Origin of the sequence: Corynebacterium macclintockiae (assembly GCF_027570165.1) — a bacterium.
In the GTDB taxonomy this organism is placed as follows: domain Bacteria; phylum Actinomycetota; class Actinomycetes; order Mycobacteriales; family Mycobacteriaceae; genus Corynebacterium; species Corynebacterium macclintockiae.
The window spans coordinates 263130-289413 of record NZ_JAKMUV010000002.1; the positions used below are offsets into that span (position 1 = coordinate 263130).

The following is a 26284-nucleotide window of genomic DNA, read 5'->3' on the forward strand; positions in this document are numbered from 1 at the left end:
ACCTAGGATCACGGCTAAGATCACCAAGCCGTTCTGAGCCAATCGCGTTCGGCGAGGTTGAATACGGCTTCGCACTGTTTCTTCGTGAGCCCGGAATCGAGCTCCGCGTGGGTTTGCCCGGGTCGACGACTGATACCGACGATCGCCCAGCCGTTATTGTTCAAGCCATCCACGACAGCGGTTTCCGCCGATGAGGCCATACTAAAGCGGGTGCTATACCAGTCGGGCTTGCGCTTCATCTCAAACTCAAAGGAGTGCATCTGCCGGAACGAGCCATCAGGGTAAAGCACGTGGAGAGGCGCCCGATAGTAGTAATAGAACGTTGAGCCTGAAGATTCGCTTTCTCGCCTTTCGGTGCGGCAATGATAGACCTGCCCGACCAGCGCTGGGTAGTAGTCGATCCAGCCATTCTTCCAGGCGGTGACGATTCGCCTGCGTCGTGCTAGGGCGCTGGAGATCGAGTAGACCGCGACAACGACGAAGACCATTCCAACGATGAAAAAGACCGTATCCGTCAGACGGAGACTGTCGGCCGTTGCATCCCCATGGCGAAGTTTGCTGAGAATCAGCATGAGGCCAATAGCAGCGAAGACGGCACCGAAGAGCCCAACGACCAGGAAGATAATCATGCGACCCGGCAGGTCCCGAGCGTAAGGCCGCGGACCCGCTGCCTTTATTGCTTCAAAGGCCCCACTGTTATCCCGCATCGGGTTGGGGGTGGAATAGTAGCGTTCGCCCCGTTCAGGCACCAGTGGAGTATCGACCCCCGAGTTAAACTTCAGTGTGGTGCGCGGCATGCGCGTCGGCTGAGTCATGGTTCGACCCCTCGTCGCTGTCAGCTAGACAATAACCCTGGACTCTGTATATTAGCCGTCTTTGGCGTTGACAGCCTCGTGGCGCTGACTATCCCCGGTGGTGGTGCCCGTGTGGCTGGCGTTGCCACCGCTGTAGCGGGACTTCAGTGCCCACAGGAATCCGGTGGCGGCGGTAGTGAGGCCGGAGCCGATGACGTGCAACGGAACGGACCAGCGGGGCACGCCGAGCCAGTACTGCATGATGCCGATGGCAGCCTGCAGGATGATCGCGCCGATCACCCAGTAGGCGGCGGTTTTTATGCGATGCTCCAGGTTCAGGGCGAACACGCCCGCCAGCAGGCCAATGGTAAGGCCCAGGTATAGGTACATGAAGCCTGCATGGACGTGTGCCATGTCGATCAGCGGAACCTGCAGGCGGTGTTCCGGCAGGATGGCCTCGTCGCCGGCGTGGGGGCCTGCGCCAGTCACCATCGTGCCCGTGATCAGGACGATAGCCAGGCTGACGGAGGAGCCGTCGGTCAGCAGGCGTAACGCGCGGGGCATCAGTGGCTGCATTTCCCCGTCGTCGGGCTCACCGATGCGCACGACAAGTTTCGCCGCCAGGAATACCAGCAGCATACTGGGCAGGAAATGCAGTGCAACGGTCCACCACATCAAGTCCATGTGCACGGTGATGCCACCTAATACTGCCTGCACGATAATGCCGATGCCCTGGATGAAGGCCAGGTGCAGAATAGGGGTGCGGCGAGCGGCGCGCACCACGGAGATGAAGCACACGAGCGCTGCAATGGACAGCACAAAGGTCAGCGTTCGGTTGCCGAACTCGATGATCTGGTGCACCCACGGGGCCGATCCGGCGACGGGAAACAGCGAACCCGGCTGGCATTGCGGCCAGGTAGAGCACCCCAAGCCAGATCCCGTCACGCGCACGAGTGCGCCCGTGAAAGTGATGCCGGTCTGGCAGGCCAAAAGGATGATGGCAAAGAGCCTTTGGCGATGAATCGTCGGCGCGGTCACGGGGCGGGGAAAACCGTACTTGCGGTCGGCCGCATACACGAATGCGTACAGTTTCAGCAGCGCCTTCGCGAAGGGATTCGATTCCTCCGCGGCGCGTTGTTTCATAGTCTCAACCACATCTTCCAGACTAATGGAAGCCCATGTCGCGGGACTAATTGCCGCTAGTCACTGTCCATGGTGAAGCGGAAGAGCCGCAACGCGGCCGCTGCTCCCACGATCGCCCACGCCAGCAGGCTCAGCCACGCAACCCAGCTCACGCCCCCAGCAGTCACTGCCGTGTGGAACGCCTCGGTCAGGGCCACGGAGGGAACTGCCAGTAGCCAGGAGTGCACGTCCTCGCCCGCAGGGGTGGTCATCGTGGCGTAGACCGCGGCACCCAATAGGACGAACCAGATGGTGTTGCCCAAAGCCAGTACCATCTCTGAACTGAGGGTTCCGCCCAGCAGCAGCCCCAAGCTAGTGAACGCCGCCACCCCGAGCACAGCCGTCAGCACAGCGGCTGGCAAACCCGCCAGCTCTGGCTGCCACCCCAGCAGCACAGAGGCTATGGAAAGCACCAGTACCTGCAGCAACACCACGATGCAGACGGCGACGACCTTGCCGCCGATCAACGCCCACGTCGGCACGCCAGCAGCGCCGATACGTTTTAAAGCCCCGTAGCGCCGGTCGAAGGCCACCGCGATGGCCTGGCCCGTGAATCCGGCACCCATCAGAGCAATCGCCAAAGCCATGGGAAACACCCTGGTCACAGAGTGGGATGCGTCATCGCCTGGAATCAGCGTCAAACCAATCAACAGTCCCAGCGGAATGACCATAGAGAGCAACTGCTGCTCGCCGTGGCGCAGAAACAGCAGCGATTCGATCTTGGCTTGCGCCTTGACGATATCCGCGGACTTCGCCTGGGCGGGTGCGGGGGCAAAGAAGCCCGGCTCGAAGCGACTCGTGGTGCTCATGAGCGGATGTCCTTTCCGGTGATAGAGAGGAAGACGTCCTCCAGGGACTGTCGGTTGGCTTCCAGCAGGCGAATCATGACGTTGAGGTCGGCGAAAGCCGCGGTCACCGCTGCGATCAGCGCGGGATTCAGCTCGTCGGCTTCCACCTTGAAGTGGCGGGGGCGCAGCTCTTCCACGTTCACTTGCGCCGCCGTGCGCTGGGCGATCGCGGTGGCGACGTCGGGGAGTGGGGCGTCCATATCTACCTGCACCGACAGCCAGGCGGCGCGCGAGTGTGGGCTACGGCGAGACGTCATCTCCTCCGTCGTACCGGATGCGACGATGCGCCCCGAATCGATGATGACCACCTGGTCGGCCAGCGCTTCGGCCTCATCCATCAGGTGCGTGGTCAGCACCACCGCCACGCCATCGCGCTTCAGCGACGCCACAAGGTCCCATACAGCCAGGCGCGATTGCGCGTCGAGGCCCGCGGTCGGTTCGTCCAGGAATACCAGCTCGGGGCGGCCGACCAGCGCGCAGGCGAGGCTCAGACGCTGCTGCTGCCCGCCCGACAATCGGCGATACGGCGTTTTCTCGTGCCCGTCCAAGCCGACGGTCTTCAGCAACCAGTCCGGGTCCAGAGGATTTTTTGAGTACGACGCCACCAGCCGCATCATCTCGCCCACGCGGATTCCGGGATACGCGCCGCCACCTTGCAGCATCACGCCGATGCGGCTGCGGACCTCGTCCGATGCGACCGCCGGATCCTTGCCGAAGACTCGAATGGTTCCTTCGGTGGGGCGGAGGAAGCCTTCGCACATTTCCACCGTGGTGGTCTTACCTGCACCGTTGGGCCCAATGAGCGCAAGGACCTGCCCCGCTGCCAGGTCGAAACTCAAGCCGTCCACTGCGCGACGGTCACCGAAGGTCTTAACTACGTCCCGGAGCTCGAGGACCGGCGAGGTACTGGCCAGCGGAGATTCAGGCTTTGTGGTCATGATTGGTCAGTCTAGTCCTGTCGGAGTTCTTTACGTAGCGCCGCCACTGTTCATCCGCGTCGGTGGCACGGAGTGTCAGACCTTCGGCCAGGTCAGCGTTCAGGTTGGCGATCCATTTCAATGTCACTACTGCCAGTAGGAAGAAAACTATGCTCATGGCGTAGATGTAGATCACGGTCGAGGTCGGCAGGGACAATCCGCGGGGCAGGATGAAGAAGCTGAATACGACCGAGTAGCCCACGGCGATCAGGTGGAAGGTTCGCCGGTTCGCCCAGGCGGCGAGGGGGATGATCGCCCACAGCAAGTACCAGGGGTGCACGACGGGGAAGAAGAACACCAGGATCAGGGTCGACACTCCGAGCCCGCCCACGGGGTGGATGCGCCCGCGGAAAGATGCCCACAGCATGCGCACTACCCACAGCGCGCCGACAACAAGCCCGATGGCGCGGAAAACAACCAGTGCTGAATCGGTGTGATCGCCCAGGCCCAAGACGGCGCCCAGCGCTCCGGAGGCCAATCCTAGGGAGGTGGTGATGGACATCCAGGAGACGATCTCCGCTGCCCCGCCTTGGGAGGTGATCCAGCCGAACCCCACGCCTGTCAACAGGGACATCACCACCGCGGTAACGCTAGCAACGGCGATACAGACGGCGGCCGCGCTGCACAGATCGACGATGCGGCCGCCGAACCAGCGCGCTAGAGCCGCACCTGCGAAGCCCAGGCCGACCAGAGCCGTGACCTTCACCAGCCCAGCCATAGTGATCAATCCGAGCCCGGCGATGATGAGTATCCACCGACTAGTCAGCGGGCGATCCTCCTTGTCCACGCCGCGCAGAACTAGCTCCATGCCAGCGAGGAGCAGACCAATAAGAGCGGCCTCGTTGTGGATACCGCCCACCAGGTGCAGGATCGCCAGCGGGTTGAGAATTCCCAGCCACAGCGCCGCTCCACTGGAAACGCCACAGCGGCGAGCCAAGCGCACCAGAGCCCAGCCACACAGAGCCAAACCCACGATAGAGACCAGCCGGTGCATGACGATCCCCAGGATGATGGAGTTGCCCGTCAGAATCGAGATGACCTCTCCGTACCCGAGCGCGACCGGACCGTAGGGAGAAGGGGAGTGCGCCCACATCAGCGGCACGGAACGCGCCAGGGGATCGTCGATCCCCAAGAGGTCTACCGGACCGCCACTGTAAGGATCCCAGCCACGAGCGGCGATCGCCCCCTGAGCCAAATAAGAGTAGATGTCTTGAGTGAACAAAGGCGGGGTGACCATCAGCGGAGTGACCCACACCAGGAAGGTACGCCAATAAGTGCGCACGGGGATGGGGTGGTTAGGCCGACCGGGCGCAGCTACCGCGAAGCGGAACAGCAGCAACCAGCCGTACACCAGAAAGCCGATGCCGACAAACGCAAGCACGGTGGTGGAGTGCAGCATCCGCGCCAAAGTGCTTACGCCCGGGAAACCCCAGTAGGGATTGTGGATGACGGGGAAAGCTCCGGCGCCCAGGCCACCGACCGTGATGAGGATGCTGCCCAGCGCCCCCAGGAACACTGCGACATAGAGGCGCATGGCCAGCGCGCGGTTCAGGGGTTTCAGCTCCAACGCGCTTTCGGGCGTGCTGTCGCCGTCGGAATCGGAGTGCAACTGCGCCGACCGGGACCCAGCCAACCCCAATTGGGGTAGTTGTTCCTGAAACCTCCGCCACGGCCGCGACAGTGGGTGGCCCCGCGGGGCGTCCGAAATGGGGAGATTCATAGAAGCAGATGATACCGAAGATGTTGCCGTGTTCTTCTTTAACCAGGCCGTGACCGGCGCCACACAGCAGGTTAAGGAACTAGTCAGGCTTACCTTAGTGGACAAGCGGGAACAATTACGACACACTTTTGTTGTCTAATCATGTAGGCACATTCCTAAGTAGCGCTGGCACACACGAAGTCCAAGAGAAGGAGGTAAGCGTGGCTCGGACAACTGCGGGGCAGGAAACCACCCCAACCCCAGAGCCCGACACGCGGCACCGCATTCTTTTGCACGTGCTGCGCCACGGTCCGGTGAGCGCATCGGACATCAGCGAGGAGTTTGGTCTGAGTGCCGCGGGAGTTCGGCGGCACCTGGACAACATCGTCTCCGATGGCCTCGCCGAGGTCGAGGAGGCCCCTCGCTCTGGGCAGCGTGGACGGCCCGCCAAACTTTTCCGCCTCACTGACGCGGGTCGGGCAAAGTTTGGACATGATTACGACAACCTGGCCTTGCTAGCTCTGCGCGCCCTCCGCTCTGCGGGCGGGGAAGCAGCGGTAGAAGATTTCGCCGCCCAGCGCGTGCAGGATCTATTGGAGGACGTTCCCGAATCCGATTCCGACGTGGCTGCCAAGGCCAAGGCCATTGCCGACGCACTGTCTGACAGGGGTTATGCTGCCACTGTCGATCCAGCTGGCGGTGGCGTTCAGATTTGCCGTCATCACTGCCCAATCCAAGATGTCGCTCACGAGTTCCCTGAACTGTGCGCGGCGGAGCACCGGGTGGTTGCAGAACTGCTGGGGCAACACACTCAACCGCTGGCAACCATTGCCGATGGCAACGGTGTCTGCACCACCTTCATTCCGCTTCAGACCATTGACCCTTCCCCCAAGAAGGAAAGTTAAACCATGACTCAAGCTGCACAAACACCTGAAACTAAACCACAGACTGACGAAGAGATCATCGATTCCATCGGCGCCTACGGATATGGCTGGCACGATTCCGATGCCGCCGGTGCTTCCGCCCGCCGCGGACTTAACGAGGATGTAGTGCGCGACATTTCGGCGAAGAAGAACGAGCCGGAATGGATGCTTAAGCGCCGCCTGAAGGCTCTGGAAATCTTCGACAAGAAGCCGCTGCCTACCTGGGGCGCGGACTTGAGCGATATCGATTTCGACAACATTAAGTACTTCGTCCGTTCCACCGAGAAGCAGGCCCAGACGTGGGATGACCTGCCGGAGGACATTAAGAACACTTACGACAAGCTGGGTATCCCGGAGGCCGAGAAGCAGCGTCTGGTCGCCGGTGTGGCCGCGCAGTACGAGTCCGAGGTGGTCTACCACCAGATCCGCGAGGATCTGGAGAAGCAGGGCGTTATCTTCGTCGATACCGATACTGGCCTGCGCGAATACCCCGAGCTCTTCGAGGAGTACTTCGGCAGCGTCATCCCGGCTGGCGACAACAAGTTCTCCGCGCTGAATACGGCAGTATGGTCCGGCGGTTCCTTCATTTACGTGCCGAAGGGCGTGCACGTGGATATTCCACTGCAGGCTTATTTCCGCATTAACACCGAGAACATGGGCCAATTCGAGCGCACCCTGATCATCGTCGACGAAGACGCCTACGTTCACTACGTCGAGGGTTGTACCGCCCCGATTTACAAGACTGACTCTCTGCACTCCGCCGTGGTGGAGATCATCGTGAAGAAGGGCGGCCGCTGCCGCTACACCACGATCCAGAACTGGTCGAACAACGTGTACAACCTGGTCACCAAGCGCACAAAGTGCGAAGAGGGCGGCACCATGGAGTGGGTCGACGGCAACATCGGCTCGAAGGTGACCATGAAGTACCCGGCCGTGTGGATGACCGGCCCGCACGCCAAGGGCGAGGTTCTCTCCGTGGCTTTCGCGGGCGAGGGTCAGTTCCAGGACACGGGCGCGAAGATGGTGCACATGGCGCCGTACACGAGCTCCAACATTGTCTCTAAGTCCGTCGCCCGCGGCGGTGGTCGCGCTGCCTACCGTGGCCTGGTGCAGATCAACAAGGACGCTCACCACTCGGCTTCAAACGTCGAATGTGATGCGCTGCTGGTCGACTCGATTTCGCGTTCGGATACCTACCCGTACAACGATATTCGTAACGACCACGTGACGTTGGGCCATGAGGCAACCGTTTCCCAGGTCTCCGAGGATCAGCTGTTCTACCTGATGTCCCGTGGCATCGAGGAGGACGAGGCCATGGCGATGATCGTCCGCGGTTTCGTGGAGCCAATCGCCAAGGAGCTGCCCATGGAGTACGCCCTGGAGCTCAACCGTCTTATCGAACTGCAGATGGAAGGATCGGTGGGTTAAACCAAATGACGACCCCACTCAACGAAACCGAAGCGACGATCACCCCGGTGAAGGCTGGTACGGAACACCAGACGAAGGGCGACCGCTTCACCTCTTTCTCGGCTGCGGATTTCTCTATTCCGCACGGTAAGGACGAGGACTGGCGCTTCACTCCGCTGCGCGAGCTGCGCGGCCTGCATGATGGCTCGGCCGTTGCTGGCAAGCCCGCCGCTATCGCGGTTGGTGTTGCGGAGGATGACGCCCCCAGCGTGACCATCGAAAAGCTCCAATCTGGCGATGAGCGCCTGGGGCGCGCGGGCGCTCCCGTGGATCGTGCGGCGGCGCAGGCCTGGGAGAACACGGAGCAGGCCGACTATGTGCGCATCTCCAAGGACGCGGCGTTGAAGTCCCCGGTCACGGTCACCATCGACGGCCCCGGCGAGAACGAAGTGTCCTACGGCACCCTGGTCATCGAACTGGAGGCACACGCCGAGGCCGTGGTGTTCGTCCGCTACGAGGGTTCGGGCGCGCACTCCGATAACGTGGAGCTCGTTGTCGGTGACGGTGCGAAGCTAACCACCGTGGTCTTCGAGGACTGGAACGAGGACGCAGTTCACCTGTCGAATTCTCACATCCAGGTCGGTCGCGACGCAGTCGTGCGTCACTACTACGCAGCCTTCGGTGGCCACGTCGTACGCTCCGTACCGCACGTGCGCTACACCGATACCGGCGGAGACGCGGAACTGCTGGGACTGTACTTCGCGGACGCGAACCAGTATTTCGAGCAGCGACTGCTAGTGGATCACTCCATCCGCAACTGCCGCTCTAACGTTTTGTACAAGGGTGCCCTGCAGGGTGAGCCGGAGAAGGGCAAGGATGCTCGTGAGGCTCGCACCGCCTGGATCGGCGACGTGCTGATCCGCCCGGAGGCTACGGGTACCGATACCTACGAAAAGAACAACAACCTGCTGCTGACTTCGGGTGCCCGCGCGGATGCCGTGCCGAACCTGGAGATCCAGACCGGCGAGATCGTCGGCGCCGGCCACGCTGCAACCGTGGGTCGCTTCGACGACGAGCACATGTTCTACCTACAGTCCCGTGGCATCGATCCGGCCAGCGCAAAGATGCTGATCGTCCGCGGTTTCTTCACCGACGTGATCAAGCGCATCCCGGAAGAGTCGATCCGCGAACTGCTGGAGGACAAGGTCGAGGCCGAGCTGCAGAACACGGTTCTTTAAATTCATTTACCCCGTCAAACACCCAAAGAAAGCTTTTTACACACCATGAGCACTCTGGAAATCAAGAACCTGCACGCGCAGGTCGTCCCCGCTGATGAGAACGAGGATCCGAAGCCGATCCTGCACGGCGTCAACCTGACCATCAACTCCGGCGAGACCCACGCCATCATGGGGCCGAACGGCTCCGGCAAGTCCACCCTGTCCTACGCTATTGCCGGCCACCCACGCTACGAAATCACCGAGGGCGAGGTTCTGCTGGACGGCGAGAACCTGCTGGACATGGAAGTCGACGAGCGCGCCCGCGCAGGGCTGTTCCTGGCTATGCAATACCCGACCGAGGTGCCGGGCGTATCCATGGCCAACTTCCTGCGTTCCTCCGCCACCGCTGTCCGCGGTGAGGCTCCGAAGATCCGCGAGTGGGTCAAGGAAGCCCGCGCGGCCATGGAGGAGCTATCCATCGACCCGTCGTTCTCCGAGCGCTCCATTAACGAGGGCTTTTCCGGCGGCGAGAAGAAGCGCCACGAGATCCTGCAGCTGGGTCTGCTTAAGCCCAAGTTCGCCATCCTGGACGAGACCGACTCCGGCCTGGACGTCGACGCTTTGCGCGTCGTCTCCGAAGGCATTAACCGCTACAAGGAGCGCGAGAACGGCGGCGTGCTGATGATCACGCACTACCAGCGCATCCTGAATTACGTCAAGCCCGAACACGTCCACGTGTTCGCCAAGGGCCGCATCGTAGAATCCGGCGGCCCAGAGCTGGCACAACAGCTGGAGTCCGAGGGCTACGAGAAGTTCGTCTAGAGCTTCCGGCCACCCATCCTCAGCGCCCGCAACATCCCCAAACCCTCGCCGGCCGGTGACGGCCGGGCAGAAAGTGTGAACTTGTGAGTTCAAGCAATTCCCTGGATACCGCGAAGGTCCGCAGCGACTTCCCGATCCTTTCGCGCACAGTACGCGAGGGGAAGAAGTTGGTGTACCTGGATTCCGGTGCCACCGCTCAGCGCCCGGTGCAAGTTCTGGACGCGGAACGGGAGTTCCTCACTACCCACAACGCACCCGTGCACCGCGGTGCCTACGAGATTGCGGAGGAAGCCACGGATGCCTACGAATCCGCGCGCGAAGCCATCGCCGACTTCGTGGGTGCCGATGACCGGGAAATCGCGTTCACCAAGAACGCAACGGAGGCTCTCAACGAGGTTGCCTACATCCTCGGCGATAAGCGAGCGGGGGAGCTGCAGGTCACTGAAGGCGACGAGATCGTAGTCTCCGAACTGGAACACCACGCGAACCTGGTGCCCTGGCAGGAGCTTGCGCAGCGCACCGGCGCCACGCTGAAGTGGTACTCCGCCACCGAGGATGGTCGCATCGACCTGGACAGTCTGGAGCTTTCCGAGCGTACCAAAGTCGTGGCGCTGACCCACCAGTCGAATGTCACCGGTGCGGTTCTGGACGTGCCGGAGGCGGTCCGCCGGGCTCGCGCCGTCGGCGCACTGTTCGTCTTGGATGCGTGCCAGTCCGTGCCGCACATGTCCGTGGATTTCCACCAGCTAGATGTAGACTTCGCGGCATTTTCAGGCCACAAGATGCTGGGGCCTAATGGCGTCGGCGTCCTCTACGGCAAAGCCCAGCACATGGACCAGCTACCGCCTTTCCTGACAGGTGGATCAATGGTGGAGAAGGTGACGATGGAAGGCACCACCTTCACCGAAGCCCCGCAGCGTTTCGAGGCAGGCACACAGATGACCTCGCAGGTAGTGGGACTCGGTGCGGCCGTGAACTACCTGAACGACCTCGGTATGGATAAAGTTGCCGCGCACGAGGCCGAACTGACGGCCTACGCGCTACAGCAGCTGCAAACGATTGAGGGGCTGCGCATCATCGGTCCCACAGACGCACAGGGTCGTGGCAGCGCGGTCAGCTTCGTCGTGGAGGGGATTCACCCGCACGACCTGGGACAGGTCATCGACGACCAGGGTGTGTGCATCCGCGTCGGCCACCACTGTGCGTGGCCGGTGCACACCTGCATGAACGTGCAGGCCACGGCCCGGGCCAGCTTCTATATTTACAATGACCTCTCGGACGTTGATGCGCTGGTTGCGGCCATCCGCACAGCGCAGGAATTCTTCGGTACCGCGTAGAGGATTTAATTTAAAGGCGATATGAAACTAGAGCAGATGTACCAGGAAGTGATCCTGGACCACTACAAGCATCCCCAGCACGCGGGGCTGCGCGAGCCTTTCGAGGCCGAGGTACACCACGTGAACACCTCCTGCGGCGACGAGCTGACGCTGCGCCTGCACCTCAGCGAGGACAAGCAGACCGTGGAGGATATCTCCTACGACGCGGTGGGCTGCTCCATCAGCCAGGCTTCCACGTCTGTGATGGCCGAGGAGCTGGTGGGCCGCCCGGTCGAGGAGGCCTTCGCCAAGCTCGCTGAGTTCGAGCGCATGGTGACCTCCCGCGGCAAGATCGAGGGCGACGACGAGATCATCGGCGATGGTATTGCCTTCGCGGGTGTGTCCAAGTACCCGGCTCGCGTGAAGTGCGCTCTGCTGGGCTGGAAGGCGTTCGAGGCCGCCGCTACCGAGGCAGGGGCAACGCCCGCCGACAACGGCACCGACACTACAAACGACACAGACTAGCCACCTTAAAGACTAGGCAGATCAAGGAGCCCACCATGACTGAAAACGCAGAACCCACCACCCCGGAGATGGATCCCTCACCACTGGACAAGGCCCCGGAGGGGCCCGCCGAGCGCAGCCCCGAAGACATGGCCATCGCGGGCAAGGTCGAAGAGCACCTGCTGGACGTCATCGACCCAGAACTGGGCATCAATGTCATCGACCTGGGGCTGGTTTACGACATCTGGATCGAGGACAAGACCGCGGTGCTGAACATGACCCTGACCTCCCCGGCCTGCCCGCTGCAGGACGTGCTGGAGGATCAGGCACGCGACGCGGTGATCAACAACGTCGACGAGGTCACCGACCTGCAGATCAACTGGGTGTGGTCCCCGGCCTGGGGCCCGCACATGATCAACGAGGAAGGTCGCGAGCAGCTGCGCTTCCTGGGCTTCACTGTGTAGGCTTCGCCGTCTGTGCTTCACCGTCTAGCCCACACCGCCCGCATCACCTGCCAGGGGCGCCGGAAGAGCGGCTGCAGGAACTCGTGGCTCAGTCCCGTGCCCTCCCGAAGTGCCCACATGGTGCGCGCCACGGCCAGGCCATCCCGGCCGCTTAGGTAGGCCAACTGCCGCTCGGTATCCAGGGCAAAGAAATGGCCGAAGAAATCCTGCAGCGTGGCTCCGTCGGCCCGCGCGATCAGCTCTCCACCGACCTGCCGCAGCACATATGCCAGGTTCCCACCCAGCCGCCGCCCGTCCAGGACATCGTCGGCGGCCTCCAGCGCATGCCCCAGCGAGTAACCCGTCGCGGGATTGATAAACCCCGCCGCGGCGCCAAACTTTCTTTCTTTATGACGCCGCCTCGTTCCCATCGGAATCGAAACCTGTTCTTCGCGGCTCACACTCTCCGGATCTAGCCCCATCCGCGCTATCCGTTCCGCCAGTCGATTCCGCAGAACGTCCAACACCTTCTGCTGCTCAGCCGGATCGGCAGGGCAGTGGGTGGCAAGGATCGTCTCCTCATAGAGCCATCCCTCGCTTGTGCGCTGGATATAGCAGAAGCTCGGCGCAGCGTGTTGATCTTGAGCTTCCGCGCCTGTCCAATCCATAAAGACCGGCTGGGGGCGTGGGGCGTCACGATCAGAAAAGAACCACCCGACGGCCAGCTGCCACAGTGCGGCGTCAGTGCGCGGGGCGCCGGTGCAGTCAACGGCGGGGTGACCGTCGGGCACGTACTCGGCGACCACACGCACATTGCTCTCGCGTAGCGCCTTGACCACGGCGGCCTGATCCAGCATGCGGTACTCGAAGCCGAGGGTGCGACGCGTTGTGGGAAGCCCGGCGACAACCTCCAAGGGGGCAGGCGGGGTGAACAACGCATCAGCCCACGCGGGAATCTGCGTGGAGAACACACCATAGGTGCCCGGAAAGGGGGTAGCTCGGTTGAGATCCACCGCAGGGTCGTAGGCAACGACGGAGTAGCCGCGCTGAGCTGCGCGGATGGCTAGCAAAGCACCGGCCGGCCCCAGGCCTTTGAGGTGTAAGGTCTGGGGCACGGCAGGGGACTCCTTCGAGGCATCGATTGTGGTGCAGATTACGCTTGCTACCCCCGAATTTACATGACTGTATTTTGCTCATTGCTTTCTAAGACTGAGTAGCTACCTAAACAGACAAGCTAAGGGTATAAGTCTTTCCTAATCACAGGGGAGCAGGAACAAGCTTAGGGACAACTTGAAGGTTCGGGGGAAAGCCACAGCCACATGTAACGCAAACGCTGCAGGTCGCGATCCTAGTTTCTAACATAAACATTGTCCTGCTTGGTAGGAACATACCAACAAGGCGGGGCGATGAAGAATGGGGGAACGCGGGGACCCCGTCGACGACCAGACAGGCCAGCGACTCGACTTGGGGGGTTCGAGCACCGCTGCGCCGGTGCATAAGGGGTGGGGCAGGTTGTCGACGGGGATGCTGATAGGCTTCTAGCTTGTGATTGTTACTAATGACCTCGAGGTTCGGGTGGGGGCCCGGACCCTGCTGAACGCCCCCGGGCAACACCTGCGAGTCCAACCCGGCGACCGTATCGGCCTGGTCGGGCGTAACGGCGCGGGGAAGACCACCACCATGCGCATCCTGGCCGGCGAAGGCGAGCCCTACGGTGGCACCGTCACCCGCAGCGGCGAGATGGGATACCTACCGCAGGATTCCAAGGAAGGCGATATCGAGCAGACCGCCCGCGACCGCGTGTTGTCTGCCCGTGGCTTGGATCGGATTCGCAGCTCCATGGAGCGGCAGCAGGAGATCATGGAGACCAGCGACAACCCCGGCCAGCGGGACGCCGCAATCCTGAAGTACAGCCGCCTGGAGGAAAAGTACCACTCCCTGGGCGGCTACGAGGCCGACAGCGAGGCCGCGCAGATCTGCGACTCGCTGGGGCTGCCGGAGCGCGTGCTAGATCAGCAGCTGAAGACCCTCTCGGGTGGTCAGCGTCGACGCGTGGAGCTGGCACAGATCCTCTTCGCCGCCACCGCCGGTTCCGGCCGCTCCCAGACCACTTTGCTGCTGGACGAGCCGACCAACCACCTGGACGCGGACTCCATCACCTGGCTGCGTGGCTTTTTGGCCAAGCACGAGGGCGGGCTGATCATGATCAGCCACGACGTGGAGCTGCTGGACGACGTGTGCAACAAGATCTGGTTCCTCGACGCTGTACGTGGCGAGGCCGACGTCTACAACATGGGCTGGACCAAGTACAAGGACGCCCGCGCCACCGACGAGGCGCGCCGTCGCCGCGAGAAAGCAAATGCCGAGAAGAAGGCCAGCGCCCTGAGGCAGCAGGCCGAGAAGCTGGGAGCAAAGGCCACCAAGGCGAAGGCCGCCAAGCAGATGGCCGCCCGCGCAGAGAAGATGCTGGGCAACCTCGACGAGGTGCGGGTCGAAGACCGCGTGGCCAACATCAGCTTCCCGGAGCCCGCACCGTGTGGCAAGACCCCCATGAACGCCAAAGGACTGACGAAGATGTACGGCTCCCTGGAGGTCTTCGCTGGGGTGGATCTGGCCATCGACAAGGGCTCGCGCGTGGTCGTGCTCGGCTTTAACGGTGCGGGCAAGACCACGCTGCTGAAGCTGCTGGCCGGGGTGGAACGCACCGACGGCGAGGGCGGCATCGTCACCGGCCACGGCTTGAAAGTCGGTTACTTCGCGCAGGAGCACGACACGATCGACCCGGACAAGTCCGTCTGGGATAACGCCGTCGAGACCTGCCCCGACGCCGGCGAACAGGACCTGCGCGGCCTGCTGGGCGCATTCATGTTCTCCGGCGAGCAGTTGGAGCAGCCCGCCGGCACGCTATCTGGCGGTGAAAAGACCCGCCTAGCATTGGCGACCCTCGTCAGCTCCCGCGCCAATGTGCTGCTGCTGGACGAGCCAACCAACAACCTGGATCCGCAGTCCCGCGAACAGGTCCTCGACGCACTGCGCACCTACACCGGCGCCGTCGTGCTGGTCACTCACGACCCGGGCGCGGTGAAGGCCCTGGAGCCCGAGCGCGTGATCGTGCTGCCCGACGGGGTGGAGGACCTGTGGAGCGACGAGTACATGGAGATCGTCGAGCTAGCCTGACCGGTAGCCCTAGCCCGCCATCCCCAGCGAGCTGCGGGAGTACTCCACGAAGCGCCGCAGCAGCGAGTTCGCCGCCGCCGTATCTTGTCCCTCGAAGCGGGCGTAGGTTTCCGCGATCTCTTTAGGGTCGCAGTAGCCCTCGTCCTCGTAGAAGCTCAGGCGCCGGGTGATGCCCGCTGCGTCCATCTCGGGGTGGAATTGGCTGGTCCAGAAGTTCTCGCGATAGCGGTAGATCTGCACGGGGCAGGTCTTGCCGGTGGCCAGCAGCGTGGCTTCCTCCGGCACGCGCACCACCGAGTCCTTGTGCCCCGTCAGTGCGGTGAATCGGTCGGGGAGCGCGCCCGTGATGGGGTCGATGCGTCCGGCGTCAGTTAGAGAAACCTCGCTGGTGCCCGCCGATTCCGAGTACGTGCTGTTGACCTCGCCGTCCAGGTAGTGCGCCAGCATGGAGGTGCCGTAGCAGGTGGAGAAGATGCCGAATCGCTGCCTTTCGGTCTCGACCTGGATGAAGTCGACCAGCTTTTGCGAGATTTCCTCCTGCCACTCCGCGTCGACCGGGCGGGTGATGGTAAACGGCGAGCCGCCGATGAATACGCCCTCCACGCCGTCGAAACTGCCGAAGTCCGCCCCCGGGTTATCCAGGGGGCGCTGTTCCAGCTCGGCGGGGGTGAGGCCGCTGTAGCTGAGAAAGTCGGCGTATTCCGCGGCGAGGACCTCGGCTCCGCTGCGGGGGCATAGCAGTACGAAAGTCACATTCGTTACTGTAACAGACCGCTTGGTCTATTTCCTATTTTTTGACGCCCCCGCGTGCCAACTTTCCCAACAATTCTTTCGCGCTGTCGATCTTCTTCTGCTCGAATCCCCGCACTCCGTCCGCGGCGCCCGCCAGCTCAGCCAACTGTGCCACCTGCTCGGGCGTGCGCAGTTGCCGGGCTTGGCACAGGATCTCTGCGCGGTAGGTACGCACCAACTCGCGCTCCAGCTTGCGCACCTCCGCGTAGCCGAACACGTCCAGGCGCGTACCGCGCAGGCGCTTGGCCTTCGCCAGCGCGCCCAGCACCGGGCGCATCCGGGGACCCAGCCCGATCTTTCGGTTCAGCCCCAGAGCCCGCAGCAGCGGCGGCTGGAACTGCACGGTAACCTGCGCATCTCCCTGCGCCTCAGCGAAGCCGGGGTCGAGTGCCAGGCGGGCGACCTCGTACTCGTCCTTGTAGGCCGACAGCTTGTGCAGCCCGGTGGCGAAGCTCCGGGTGAGTTCAGCTGGCCCGTCGGGGTTCACTCGGCGCTCGTGGGCGTACACCGCGCGCACGTCGGTCAGATAGCTCTCGGCATCCTGGTCGGAGCCCCAGCGCCCCATCTCGTCAAAGAACACCGCAACCTCGTCCACCAGGCTCGGCTCCAACACCTTTTCGATGCGCGCCCGGGTGTGGGACTGTGGCTCAACCTCCATGTACTGGGCATAGTCGGGCTCCACACCCAGCAGCTCGATGATTGCCTCCGGTCGGCTGACCAGCTGACGGCCACGACGGAAGGCCTGGATGTTCGCACCCGCCTTCTTGCCATTGATCCGCAGCGCCTTTTCAATGGATTCCGGAGTGACTGGCAGGGCACCGGCCTGCACCGCCGCACCCACCAGCAGCAGGATCTGGAAGGTCGATTCGCCGAAGAGCTTGCTGGATACGCGGATGGCGTCGGTGATAATCGCGCGGCGCGCAGCCTGCCCCAGCGCACCTGCGATCTGCACGCCGTCCGGGCGGGTCGCGGTGACGTCCGTGCACATCTGCCCGGTAGGAGTCGCGGAGTTCGACAGCACCGCAGTCGTGCGCTGTGCGTTGAGCACCGAGGTGCTGGGATCCTCCGCGCCGGTCACGCCGTCCAGCGCGATCAACAAATCTGCGCCGCCCTGTGGAACGGTTCCCGTGTGCTGGCCAATCTTCTTGGAAATCCGCAGGTCGGAGACCACAGACCCACCTTTCTGCGCCAGTCCCGTCATGTCCGTGCCGCGCACCGCAAGTCCGTCCAGGTGCGCGGCGGTGGCGATCACCGCTGAGGCAGTCATCACGCCCGTGCCGCCGACACCCGAGATGCGTATGTTCCACGGGCGCGCGCCGTCGAGATCGCAGGCGGGGGCGGGGTCAAGCATGTCGGCGTCAATATCCGGCACACGGCGTACCTCGTCGGTCGCAACAACGGTCGTGAACGCCGGGCAGTCACCGGACAGGCACGAACGGTCGACGTTGCAGCTCGTCTGGTCGACGCGCGTTTTGCGGCCGAACTGGGTGTCTACGGGCTGCAGCGACAGGCAGCCGGACTTTTCGCCGCAGTCGCCGCACCCCTCGCAGATGCGCTCGTTAATGACGATCTTCTCGGCCGGACGGGCGCGCTTCTTGCGGTTGCGCGCGCGGCGCTTCTCGGCGGCGCACTCCTGGTCGTGAATCAGCACGGAGATTCCCTCCATGCCTTCCAGTTCCTTTTGCACCTGCGCCAGCTCCTCGCGCGGGCGCACCTGCACACCTGACTTTGCCAGCGCCTTGCGGGTACGGCGCACATCGTCGCTGGTCACGACGATCCTGGCCGGGTTCTCGGCCCGCACCATGTCGACCAGCCCCGCCAGGCTCGGCTGTCCAACGGGATCCTGGCCACCGGTCATCGCCACTGTGCCGTTGTGCAGTAGCTTGAGGGTCGCATTTACTTTGGACGCCACCATCGCCCGCAGAGCCAAGGATCCCGAATGCAGGAAGGTTCCGTCGCCCATGTTCTGCACGAAGTGCTCTTCAGTGACAAAGCGGTGCATGCCGATCCAGTGGGCGCCTTCGCCGCCCATCTGCGCGGTGCCCATCACCTTGCCCACGCGCTTGTCGTCCATCATCATCACCATGGCGTGGCAGCCGATTCCCGCCCCGACCAGCGTGTCCTCGTCCGCACGGGTCGATAGGTTGTGCGGGCAGCCGGAGCAGAAGTGGGGAACGCGGTTCGGCACGGCCAGGGGAAGGGCAATGCGCGTCGGGCCGGTTTCCAGCCCCGCAACCTCGATTCCCTCGGCGCGCAGCAGCCGCGGCAGCTGCTTGAGGGGATCATTGACGTGCTCGATGCGCGGGCGGACCGGCAGGTCGTACAGGCATGCGCGCACGGATTCCACGAGGTGGGTACCCAATTCCTCGGCCACGACCAGCACATCCAGGCCAGCGCAGAAGCTCTCGAGCTCCTGCGGATCCAGCGGGTAGGTCATCGCCAGCTGCAAAATTCGCACCTGCGCGTCGCCCACGACCTCCGCTACTTCCAGGGAGGTATTGCCGGCGCAGATCACGCCCACCCGGTCGCCTTCTTGGGCGTGCCACCAGCGGTTGAGCTGGTGTTCGCGGGAGTACTCCAGGGCGCGCTCCAGGCGCTCGCCGACGCGTGTGTCATCCAAGTCCAGCAGTCGCTTGCCCAGCAGGCGCGCCTCGGGCACGTGCTTCCCGCCGCGCTCCACACCGCGCGGGGTCGTTGCCTCCCGGATGGCCTCCAGGTCAACACTGGCCGAGCCGTCGGCGACGGGCGTGGTAATCCGCAGCGCGGTCCACAGCCCGCTGTAACGCGACATCCATGCGGCGTGCGCGCCAAGGCGCAGGATATCTCCCGCATCCACCGGAACCAGCGTGGGTAGCCCGAGGTCTGCCAGAATGCGCCCCGATGCCGAGGGAATAGTGGAGGACTTCGCCGTCGGATCGTCGCCCACGAAGGCCACCGCGCCTCCCGTTCCGCTGGTGCCGGTCATGTTGGCGTGGCGAAACGCATCCGCTGCGCGATCCAGACCCGGTGCCTTTCCGTACCAGTAGCCGACCACGCCGTCGACTCCTTCTTTTGCCGTCGCTCGGTCAGTCATCTGCGAACCTGCGACGGCAGTGACGCCTAACTCTTCATTGACGGCAGGGAAGTGCTGGACATCAAATTCCTCCAGCAGCGATCCCCGGCGCCCCAGTTCTAGGTCGTATCCACCCAGGGGAGAGCCCTCATACCCGGACACGAAGCTGGAAGTTTTCAGGCCCATCGCCCGGTCCGCTTCCGCGCGATCCAGTACCACGCGAACCAGCGCTTGGATGCCTGTCAGGTGAACGTTCCCGGACTTCTCCCGGTAGCGCGACTGGGTGTAGTCGGGGAGGTCCTGTTCGGCGGGAGTCGTAGTGGGGATGAAGGTGGAGGTCATCGCTGCTCATCCTTTCGTCTATTCCGTCAATGTGTGGTTTGAATCACAATAGGTCGAGACAACAGGCGCTGAAAGCAACCTCGGGAAAATATTTCACAAAGCAAAGCTTTTTTAGAATTACAGCCAGGAAATTAGGCCAATGGCTTAATGTCTTACCCATGCGGCAATAGATTTGGCTGCCAAAGTATGTGTCTTTTTAGCAATAGGCCTGTGGCGTCACTAAGAAGGGAAGAACGATGAAGGACCTCGACAGAACAGACATCGAGTTATGCAGGCTCCTCAGCGAAAGCCCCAAGGCCGGGATGCGAGAGTACGCGCGCGCACTCGGGGTGGCCCGCGCGACGGTCAGTAGCCGCATAGAAAAGCTGGTGGAAAGGGGAGTGATCGGCAGCTTTGCACCCCACTTCGATCCGGCCGCCCTGGGCTTCCCTTTAGGCGCCTTCGTGCATGTCACGCTAGATCAGCGAACGCTCACCCGCGCGACGCAGGAATTCTTGAAGATCCCCTGGATCACCGAGGCACACTCGATCGCTGGCCCTTACGATCTGTCGTGCCGAGTGGTGGCGCGCGACCACGAACACCTGGAACAGATCACGCTGCAGCTGCAGGAGGTCGACGGGGTGCAGCGGACCAGGACGGAAATCATCCTGCGGTCCCGCATCCCGCCGCGGCACGATCAGCTGCTGGATGCCCTAGCGGACCTGGGCGGCCTCTAGCGCGGCCTTGACCTGCTTGGCGGAAAGATCCGTGGCAATCGTCGCGGTTTCCGGCTGCCCCGCGATGTAGCGGCAGATGGTCCAACCGTTGGTGTACTCCGGTTCCAGGACATCCATGGGTCGGTCAGCCACTTTCAAGTCGTAGGGGCGGCCCTCCCAATCGGCCGGCGCGTTGAACTCGCCAGTACGGAAGGTAAATGGCTCGCTACCGTCTGTGGGGTGGGCCTGTGCCATCGCTTTGTAGTAGTAGCGGTGGTCAGTGTTCGTAGCATCCCCGTTGTCGTTATGGGTCGACACACGCGAGATCCACACCCCGCCCACGCGGACCGGAGCAAAACGCAGCCAGCCATTCGCCCAGGCCTTGCCCAAAATGCGCAGCCTCCCGCGGCGCTTCGTTGCGCTGTACAGTGCGATCCCCACCATCAACAGGCCGATCGCCCCCAACACCGCACCAATAACCAGCGGTTGCGTGCTCCCGCGGGTGGCCAGAATACCGCCGAATGCGGCCAGCGCCACACCGACGACAAGCACAACAATCTGGACCGCGCTGAAACCGGCGGAGTTGCCCGCCACCGGCATGCGCCCATTGCTGGACAGGGCGGCATTGATGGCAGCGGACCCGGCAGGCAGCGAACAGCGTTCGTCGAACGTGCCCACTTCCTCGCCATAGGCCAACCCGTCGGCCGGGTCGTCGATGATCACGGAGGAGCGACCGTACCTGAAGATATCTGCCACGCTAATTCCTGTAGCCGTGTAGGGGTGCGGGGATGAAGCCACCGCGGTTAATAAACTCCGCACTGCTGGCCGAGTTCACGCCGATGACCGGCGCGTAGCCGAGCAGCCCACCAAAGTCTACGTTATCGCCGACCTTGGTACCGGCGGCCGGGATCACGCGCACGGCGGTGGTCTTATGGTTCATCACACCAATGGCGGCCTCGTCGGCGATCATGCCAGCAATGGACTCTGCCGGGGTGTCGCCCGGGATGGCGATCATATCCAGGCCGACGGAACAGATAGCCGTCATGGCCTCCAGCTTGTCGATACTGATCGCGCCAGAACGCACCGCGTCGATCATCCCCTTGTCCTCCGAGACTGGGATGAAGGAACCAGACAGGCCGCCGACGCGCGAGCACGCCATCATCCCGCCCTTCTTTACCGCGTCGTTGAGCAGCGCCAGGGCGGCGGTGGTACCGTGGGTGCCCACCTGCCCCAGACCCATGTGCTCCAGGATGTGTGCCACGGAATCGCCCAGCTCCGCGGTCGGCGCCAGCGATAAGTCCACGATCCCGAAGGGCACGCCCAGTCGTTGCGCGGCCATCACGCCGACCAGCTGGCCGGTGCGGGTGATCTTGAACGCCGCGCGCTTGATCTCCTCGGAGACCTCGTTCAGCGTCGCCCCTTCCATCTCGGCGACCGCCCGGTCGACCACGCCCGGACCGGACACGCCAACGTTGATCACGCAGTCCTGTTCCTCCACGCCGTGATAGGCGCCCGCCATAAACGGGTTGTCGGAGACAGAGTTGGCGAAAACAACGAGCTTCGCGCAGGCCAGAGTGCCGCCCGGGCCATAGGTGGAACAGTCCTTGATGACCTGCCCCATCTCCCGCACGGCATTCATGTTGATGCCCGCCTTCGAACTGCCGACATTCACCGACGCGCACACCACATCGGTCTCGTTCAGCGCCTCGGGAAGGGAACGGATCAGATCCAGCTCGCCGCGAGTGGCTCCCTTATCCACCAGCGCCGAATAACCGCCTATGAAGTTAACCCCCACTTCGCTCGCCGCGCGGTTCAGCGCTTCAGCGATCCGAACCGGGTTTCCCTCCACCGCGGAGGCGAGGATTCCCACCGGGGTCACCGAAATACGCTTGTTGACGATCGGGATCCCCAGCTCCCTTTCGATCCCTTGACACACCGGCACGAGGTTGCGCGAGTAGTCCACCACTCGCTCGTACACCGCCTCCGCGGTGGCTTCCATCGTTTCCCGTATACACGGCATCAGATTGATGCCCATCGTCACCGTTCGGATGTCGAGGCGGTATTTCTCGATCATCTCGATGGTCTCGAGGATGTCGTTGCTCTGATTAGTGACGCCACGCCGTGGATTCATGCCTTATACCCCCGGACCCTTATACGTCGTGCATGGCGGAGAAGATGGCCTCCGACTGCACGCGGATAACTAGCTTCTCCTGCTTCTCGACCTCCGCCATGCGATCCTGCACGTCGGCGATGCCGAACTTCGCATCGTCGATGCGCACGTGCAGGATCATGGTGAAGTAGTCGTCCATGATGGTCTGGGAGACGTTGAGGATATTGACGTCCAATTCAGCCAGGGTAGTGGACACGGCGGCGATAATTCCGGTGTGATCCAGCCCGGTCACAGTCATGATTGCGATCATGAACTATATGCTACTCACCGGGCCGGACACCCTAGTGCCCGGGGGAACGCAAGGAATTCTCCACGAAATCCAGCGCGTCGGACAGCCCCAGAGTTCCCTGTTGCTGCGCCAACCGACCGAGCACGCCTTCCAAAACCAGTTCCAGGGTCTGGGCGATCGTTTCCACGTCGACGTCCGCCCGTATTCGACCGCTGGCGCGCTGCTCCTGCAGGCGGGTGCGCACCGTGTCCCGCAGCGCCAACTGATCTAGCTCCCACTTGGCGGCAAAGCAGGGGTCCATATTCACTCGACGGGTGATCTCGACCCGCATTCCCCACCAATCAGTCAAGTCATCTGACTGGACTAGGGTTCGAATTGCGCCGATAAGCCCTTCGTCGGCAGCCAGTTCCGCCATCTTGCGCATGTCTTCGTGCGCCACCGCTAGAAACAGTTGGTCCTTGTTCCGGTAGTGGTGGAAGATCGCACCTCGGGACTTTCCGATCGTTTCTTCCAGGCGCGCGACGGTGGCTCCGTCGTAGCCAAAGGTGGCAAAGCAGTGGCGGGCTCCGGTGAGGATCTCAACCTTGCGTTCTGCCAGGTCTGTCTCGCTTACTTTGGGCATTCTTTTCTAAACCTCTAGTGCTGTAGGGGCGAAAAAGCGGTGACCCGCGCGCTCTTCTGGTCGAAGAGTGCGCCGATCACCGCTCTATGCGTAAGGAGTTAATCCTTACTTGCCGGACATCATGTTGCGCAGAACGAACTGTAGGATGCCGCCGTTGCGGTAGTAGTCTGCCTCACCGGGGGTATCGATGCGGGTCACGGCGTCGAACTCAATCTTCTCACCGTTCTCCTTGGTAGCAGTCACCTTAACGGTCTTCGGGGTGGAGCCGTTGTTGAGCTCCTCGATGCCCTCGATGTCGAAGGTCTCGGTGCCCTCGATGCCCAGGGACTTCCAGGACTCACCCTCCGGGAACTGCAGCGGCACAACGCCCATACCGATCAGGTTGGAGCGGTGGATGCGCTCGAAGGACTCGGCGATAACGGCCTTCACGCCCAGCAGCAGGGTGCCCTTGGCAGCCCAGTCGCGGGAGGAACCGGTGCCGTACTCCTTACCACCCAGAACGACCAGCGGAGTGTTCTCCTTCTGGTAGTTCATCGCAGCGTCGTAGATGAAGGACTGCGGGCCACCCTCCTGGGTGAAGTCGCGGGTGTAGCCACCGGAAACGCCGTCCAGCAGCTGGTTCTGCAGGCGGATGTTCGCGAAGGTACCGCGAACCATTACCTCGTGGTTACCACGACGTGCGCCCAGGGAGTTGTAGTCCTTGCGCTCCACACCGTTGGCATCCAGGTACTGAGCGGCCGGGGTGCCCGGCTTAATGGTGGATGCGGGGGAGATGTGGTCGGTGGTCACGGAGTCGCCCAACAGAGCCAGGACGCGTGCGCCCTTGACGTCGTTGACAGCCTCCGGCTCCTTGCTCATGCCGTCGAAGTACGGAGCCTTGCGGATGTAGGTAGAGCTCGGGTCCCAAGCGAAGGTCTTGCCGGACGGTGCCTCCAGGGAGCGCCAGCGCTCGTCACCCTCGAAGACATTGGCGTAGTCCTCGGTGTACAGGTCCTTGGTGATGGAGGAAGCGATAACGTCCTCGATGTCCTGGGTGGACGGCCAGATGTCCTTCAGGAAGACGTCGTTGCCGTCCTGGTCCTGGCCCAGCGGCTGGGTCTCGAAGTCGAAGTCCATGGTGCCGGCGATGGCGTAGGCGATAACCAGGATCGGGGAAGCCAAGTAGTTCATCTTGACGTCCGGGTTGATGCGACCCTCGAAGTTACGGTTACCGGACAGCACAGCGGTGGCAGCCAGGTCACCCTCGTTGATGCCTGCGGAGATCTCCTCCGGCAGCGGACCGGAGTTACCGATACAGGTGGTGCAGCCGTAGCCGACCAGGTAGAAGCCCATGGCCTCCAGGTCCTTCCACAGGCCCGCCTTTTCGTAGTAGCCGTTAACAACCTGGGAGCCCGGCGCCATGGAGGTCTTAACCCACGGAGCGGACTTCAGGCCCTTGGCAGCAGCGTTGCGTGCCAGCAGGCCAGCGCCGACCATGACGGACGGGTTGGAGGTGTTGGTGCAGGAGGTGATGGACGCGATGGCGACCATGCCGTGGTCCAGCTCGATGTCCTCGCCGTTGTAGTTGACGGTGACAGGGTTGGACGGGCGACCTTCTGCACCAGCAGCTGCGGACAGGACGTTGCCCTTAGCGTCTGCAGCGGATGCCGGTGCGTCGGCAGGCTGGGAAGAGGTGTTCTCGGTAGCCGGGCCCTCTGCGTCGAATTCCGGGGTAGCAGCGGATGCGTCGGCGTCGATGTAGTTGTGCAGATCCTTGCGGAACTGTGCCTTGGCGTCGGTCAGTTCGATGCGATCCTGCGGGCGCTTCGGGCCAGCGATGGAAGGAACGACGGTGGACAGGTCCAGCTCCAGGTACTCGGAGTACTCTGCCTCGTTCTCCGGATCCAGCCACATGCCCTGAGCCTTGGCGTAAGCCTCGACGCGGTCCAGGGTCTCCTGGTCGCGGCCGGTCAGTTCCAGGTACTTCACGGTCTCTTCGTCGATCGGGAACATAGCCGCGGTGGAGCCGAACTCCGGGGACATGTTGCCGATGGTGGCGCGGTTTGCCAGAGGCAGCTCTGCAACACCCTTGCCGTAGAACTCTACGAACTTGCCGACCACGCCGTGCTGGCGCAGCATGTCGGTGATGGTCAGAACGACGTCGGTGGAGGTCACGCCCGGCTGGATCTCGCCGGTCAGCTTGAAGCCGACAACGCGCGGGATCAGCATGGAGATCGGCTGGCCGAGCATTGCAGCCTCAGCCTCAATGCCGCCGACACCCCAGCCCAGGATGCCCAGGCCGTTTTCCATGGTGGTGTGAGAGTCGGTACCAACACAGGTATCCGGGTATGCCAGGCCGTTGTTGTCGAAGACGGAGCGTGCCAGGTACTCGATGTTCACCTGGTGGACGATGCCGGTTCCCGGAGGAACAACGCGGAAGTTCTCGAACGCGCCGGTGCCCCAACGCAGGAACTTGTAGCGCTCGTCGTTGCGCTGGTACTCGATCTCAACGTTCTTCTCCAGAGCATCGGCGTTGCCGAATGCCTCGATGATGACGGAGTGGTCGATAACCATCTCGGCCGGGTTCAGCGGGTTCACGTCGTCTGCGTCGCCGCCCAGTGCCACAACCGCGTCGCGGATGGTAGCCAGGTCAACAATGCAGGCCACGCCGGTGAAGTCCTGCATGATGACGCGGGCCGGGGTGAACTGGATCTCGAAGTTGGGCTCTGCGGAAGGATCCCAGTTGGCGATGGCCTCGATGTGCTCGCGAGTGATGTTCTTACCATCCTCGTTGCGCAGCAGGTTCTCGCCGAGAACCTTCAGGGAGTAGGGAAGCTTCTCCATTCCCGGCACAGCGTTCAGCGCGAAGTAGTCGTAGGACTTCTCGCCGACCTCCAGCTTGCTCTTGGAATTGAAGGAGTTGATGCTTTCAGCCACAGTGAGCTCCTTTAATCTCTTCTCTTAGTCGTTGTTTCGTCGTCGATGTGGTCGCCGCGACGCACAGCATTTATGTGCGCCGGAGGCTCTGCTTACCATTGTGGCAGCATTCTTCCCGCGACGTCACGCCAAATTTTAACAGTACGTTCGTTCTGCT

22 protein-coding genes are annotated in these 26284 nt (G+C 62.7%); 9 read left to right on the forward strand and 13 right to left on the reverse strand.

Translation table 11 applies throughout. The features are described from left to right. Window positions 1-20: 20 nt before the first annotated feature. From L8U58_RS02890 to mptB, 5 genes are read right to left on the reverse strand one after another with little or no spacing between them, the layout of a single operon-like run. Entirely contained in the window at window positions 21-815 is a 795-nt protein-coding gene (locus L8U58_RS02890) for a hypothetical protein (protein WP_269954647.1), read from the reverse strand. 51 nt (window positions 816-866) lie between these two features. Next, a complete protein-coding gene (locus tag L8U58_RS02895; RefSeq protein ID WP_269954697.1) occupies window positions 867-1937 on the reverse strand; it encodes a COX15/CtaA family protein in 1071 nt (356 codons plus the stop codon). A 56-nt stretch (window positions 1938-1993) separates the two neighbouring features. Further along, entirely contained in the window at window positions 1994-2785 is a 792-nt protein-coding gene (locus L8U58_RS02900) for an ABC transporter permease (protein WP_269954648.1), read from the reverse strand. Continuing rightward, entirely contained in the window at window positions 2782-3762 is a 981-nt protein-coding gene (locus L8U58_RS02905; protein WP_269954649.1) for an ABC transporter ATP-binding protein, read from the reverse strand. The genes L8U58_RS02900 and L8U58_RS02905 overlap by 4 nt, the downstream gene beginning before the upstream one ends. After that, complete coding sequence (mptB, locus tag L8U58_RS02910) at window positions 3746-5521, reverse strand: polyprenol phosphomannose-dependent alpha 1,6 mannosyltransferase MptB (RefSeq protein WP_269954650.1); 1776 nt, start codon at window positions 5519-5521, stop codon at window positions 3746-3748. The genes L8U58_RS02905 and mptB overlap by 17 nt, the downstream gene beginning before the upstream one ends. Window positions 5522-5721: 200 nt before the next feature. Here mptB and L8U58_RS02915 point away from each other — a divergent pair, with 200 nt between their 5' ends. The 7 genes from L8U58_RS02915 (at window position 5722) to L8U58_RS02945 (ending at window position 12153) form a co-directional block, all read left to right on the forward strand. Next, window positions 5722-6405 carry a helix-turn-helix transcriptional regulator gene (locus L8U58_RS02915; protein ID WP_269954651.1) on the forward strand — a complete coding sequence of 228 codons (684 nt, stop codon included), beginning with the start codon at window positions 5722-5724 and terminating at the stop codon, window positions 6403-6405. 3 nt (window positions 6406-6408) lie between these two features. Then, window positions 6409-7851: a Fe-S cluster assembly protein SufB gene (gene sufB, locus L8U58_RS02920; RefSeq protein WP_034967943.1), complete on the forward strand. Its 1443-nt coding sequence runs from the start codon at window positions 6409-6411 to the stop codon at window positions 7849-7851. A gap of 5 nt (window positions 7852-7856) precedes the next feature. After that, window positions 7857-9068 carry a Fe-S cluster assembly protein SufD gene (gene sufD, locus L8U58_RS02925; RefSeq protein WP_034976516.1) on the forward strand — a complete coding sequence of 404 codons (1212 nt, stop codon included), beginning with the start codon at window positions 7857-7859 and terminating at the stop codon, window positions 9066-9068. Between the two features lie 45 nt (window positions 9069-9113). Continuing rightward, on the forward strand, window positions 9114-9869 hold the full coding sequence (gene sufC, locus L8U58_RS02930; protein WP_034967936.1) for a Fe-S cluster assembly ATPase SufC: 756 nt from the start codon (window positions 9114-9116) through the stop codon (window positions 9867-9869). Between the two features lie 83 nt (window positions 9870-9952). Continuing rightward, window positions 9953-11206: a cysteine desulfurase gene (locus L8U58_RS02935; RefSeq protein ID WP_034967933.1), complete on the forward strand. Its 1254-nt coding sequence runs from the start codon at window positions 9953-9955 to the stop codon at window positions 11204-11206. A 21-nt stretch (window positions 11207-11227) separates the two neighbouring features. Beyond that, window positions 11228-11710, forward strand: a complete 483-nt coding sequence (sufU, locus tag L8U58_RS02940; RefSeq protein WP_034976518.1) for a Fe-S cluster assembly sulfur transfer protein SufU — start codon at window positions 11228-11230, stop codon at window positions 11708-11710. Between the two features lie 35 nt (window positions 11711-11745). Further along, window positions 11746-12153: a metal-sulfur cluster assembly factor gene (locus tag L8U58_RS02945; protein ID WP_034974395.1), complete on the forward strand. Its 408-nt coding sequence runs from the start codon at window positions 11746-11748 to the stop codon at window positions 12151-12153. 17 nt (window positions 12154-12170) lie between these two features. Here L8U58_RS02945 and L8U58_RS02950 read toward each other — a convergent pair whose 3' ends face one another. Next, complete coding sequence (locus L8U58_RS02950) at window positions 12171-13247, reverse strand: lycopene cyclase family protein (RefSeq protein ID WP_269954652.1); 1077 nt, start codon at window positions 13245-13247, stop codon at window positions 12171-12173. A 430-nt stretch (window positions 13248-13677) separates the two neighbouring features. On the opposite strand from L8U58_RS02950, the gene L8U58_RS02955 reads away from it, so the two are divergent. Continuing rightward, entirely contained in the window at window positions 13678-15309 is a 1632-nt protein-coding gene (locus tag L8U58_RS02955) for an ABC-F family ATP-binding cassette domain-containing protein (protein WP_269954653.1), read from the forward strand. A 9-nt stretch (window positions 15310-15318) separates the two neighbouring features. Here the strand turns inward: L8U58_RS02955 and L8U58_RS02960 are convergent, their stop codons facing one another. After that, on the reverse strand, window positions 15319-16062 hold the full coding sequence (locus tag L8U58_RS02960) for a glutamine amidotransferase (RefSeq protein WP_269954654.1): 744 nt from the start codon (window positions 16060-16062) through the stop codon (window positions 15319-15321). Window positions 16063-16096: 34 nt separating this feature from the next. Next, entirely contained in the window at window positions 16097-19495 is a 3399-nt protein-coding gene (locus tag L8U58_RS02965; protein ID WP_269954655.1) for a DUF6537 domain-containing protein, read from the reverse strand. A gap of 236 nt (window positions 19496-19731) precedes the next feature. Between L8U58_RS02965 and L8U58_RS02970 the strand changes: the two genes are divergently transcribed. Then, window positions 19732-20211, forward strand: a complete 480-nt coding sequence (locus L8U58_RS02970) for an Lrp/AsnC family transcriptional regulator (RefSeq protein WP_034967912.1) — start codon at window positions 19732-19734, stop codon at window positions 20209-20211. Here the strand turns inward: L8U58_RS02970 and L8U58_RS02975 are convergent. The 5 genes from L8U58_RS02975 to L8U58_RS02995 form a co-directional block, all read right to left on the reverse strand. Further along, the gene (locus L8U58_RS02975) at window positions 20188-20946 is read right to left on the reverse strand and encodes a hypothetical protein (RefSeq protein ID WP_269954656.1); all 759 of its coding nucleotides are present in this window, start codon (window positions 20944-20946) and stop codon (window positions 20188-20190) included. The two genes, L8U58_RS02970 and L8U58_RS02975, sit on opposite strands and share 24 nt — an antisense overlap. A gap of 1 nt (window position 20947) precedes the next feature. Next, complete coding sequence (locus L8U58_RS02980) at window positions 20948-22321, reverse strand: PFL family protein (protein ID WP_035001898.1); 1374 nt, start codon at window positions 22319-22321, stop codon at window positions 20948-20950. Between the two features lie 19 nt (window positions 22322-22340). Next, window positions 22341-22610: an ACT domain-containing protein gene (locus L8U58_RS02985; RefSeq protein ID WP_269954657.1), complete on the reverse strand. Its 270-nt coding sequence runs from the start codon at window positions 22608-22610 to the stop codon at window positions 22341-22343. Window positions 22611-22641: 31 nt separating this feature from the next. Then, window positions 22642-23211 carry a TetR/AcrR family transcriptional regulator gene (locus L8U58_RS02990; RefSeq protein ID WP_034974378.1) on the reverse strand — a complete coding sequence of 190 codons (570 nt, stop codon included), beginning with the start codon at window positions 23209-23211 and terminating at the stop codon, window positions 22642-22644. Between the two features lie 105 nt (window positions 23212-23316). After that, window positions 23317-26127 (reverse strand): aconitate hydratase, encoded by a 2811-nt coding sequence (locus L8U58_RS02995; protein ID WP_034967892.1) that lies wholly within the window; start codon window positions 26125-26127, stop codon window positions 23317-23319. Between the last annotated feature and the right edge of the window lie 157 nt (window positions 26128-26284).

Coding starts and splice junctions, on each gene's coding strand:
- L8U58_RS02965 (WP_269954655.1), bottom strand. CDS start 19,495: ATGACCTCCACCTTCATCCCCACTACGACTCCCGCCGAACAGGACCTC.
- L8U58_RS02980 (WP_035001898.1), bottom strand. CDS start 22,321: ATGAATCCACGGCGTGGCGTCACTAATCAGAGCAACGACATCCTCGAG.
- sufC (WP_034967936.1), top strand. CDS start 9,114: ATGAGCACTCTGGAAATCAAGAACCTGCACGCGCAGGTCGTCCCCGCT.
- L8U58_RS02945 (WP_034974395.1), top strand. CDS start 11,746: ATGACTGAAAACGCAGAACCCACCACCCCGGAGATGGATCCCTCACCA.
- sufD (WP_034976516.1), top strand. CDS start 7,857: ATGACGACCCCACTCAACGAAACCGAAGCGACGATCACCCCGGTGAAG.
- L8U58_RS02985 (WP_269954657.1), bottom strand. CDS start 22,610: ATGATCGCAATCATGACTGTGACCGGGCTGGATCACACCGGAATTATC.
- mptB (WP_269954650.1), bottom strand. CDS start 5,521: ATGAATCTCCCCATTTCGGACGCCCCGCGGGGCCACCCACTGTCGCGG.
- sufU (WP_034976518.1), top strand. CDS start 11,228: ATGAAACTAGAGCAGATGTACCAGGAAGTGATCCTGGACCACTACAAG.
- L8U58_RS02970 (WP_034967912.1), top strand. CDS start 19,732: ATGAAGGACCTCGACAGAACAGACATCGAGTTATGCAGGCTCCTCAGC.
- L8U58_RS02895 (WP_269954697.1), bottom strand. CDS start 1,937: ATGAAACAACGCGCCGCGGAGGAATCGAATCCCTTCGCGAAGGCGCTG.
- sufB (WP_034967943.1), top strand. CDS start 6,409: ATGACTCAAGCTGCACAAACACCTGAAACTAAACCACAGACTGACGAA.
- L8U58_RS02900 (WP_269954648.1), bottom strand. CDS start 2,785: ATGAGCACCACGAGTCGCTTCGAGCCGGGCTTCTTTGCCCCCGCACCC.
- L8U58_RS02890 (WP_269954647.1), bottom strand. CDS start 815: ATGACTCAGCCGACGCGCATGCCGCGCACCACACTGAAGTTTAACTCG.
- L8U58_RS02990 (WP_034974378.1), bottom strand. CDS start 23,211: ATGCCCAAAGTAAGCGAGACAGACCTGGCAGAACGCAAGGTTGAGATC.
- L8U58_RS02905 (WP_269954649.1), bottom strand. CDS start 3,762: ATGACCACAAAGCCTGAATCTCCGCTGGCCAGTACCTCGCCGGTCCTC.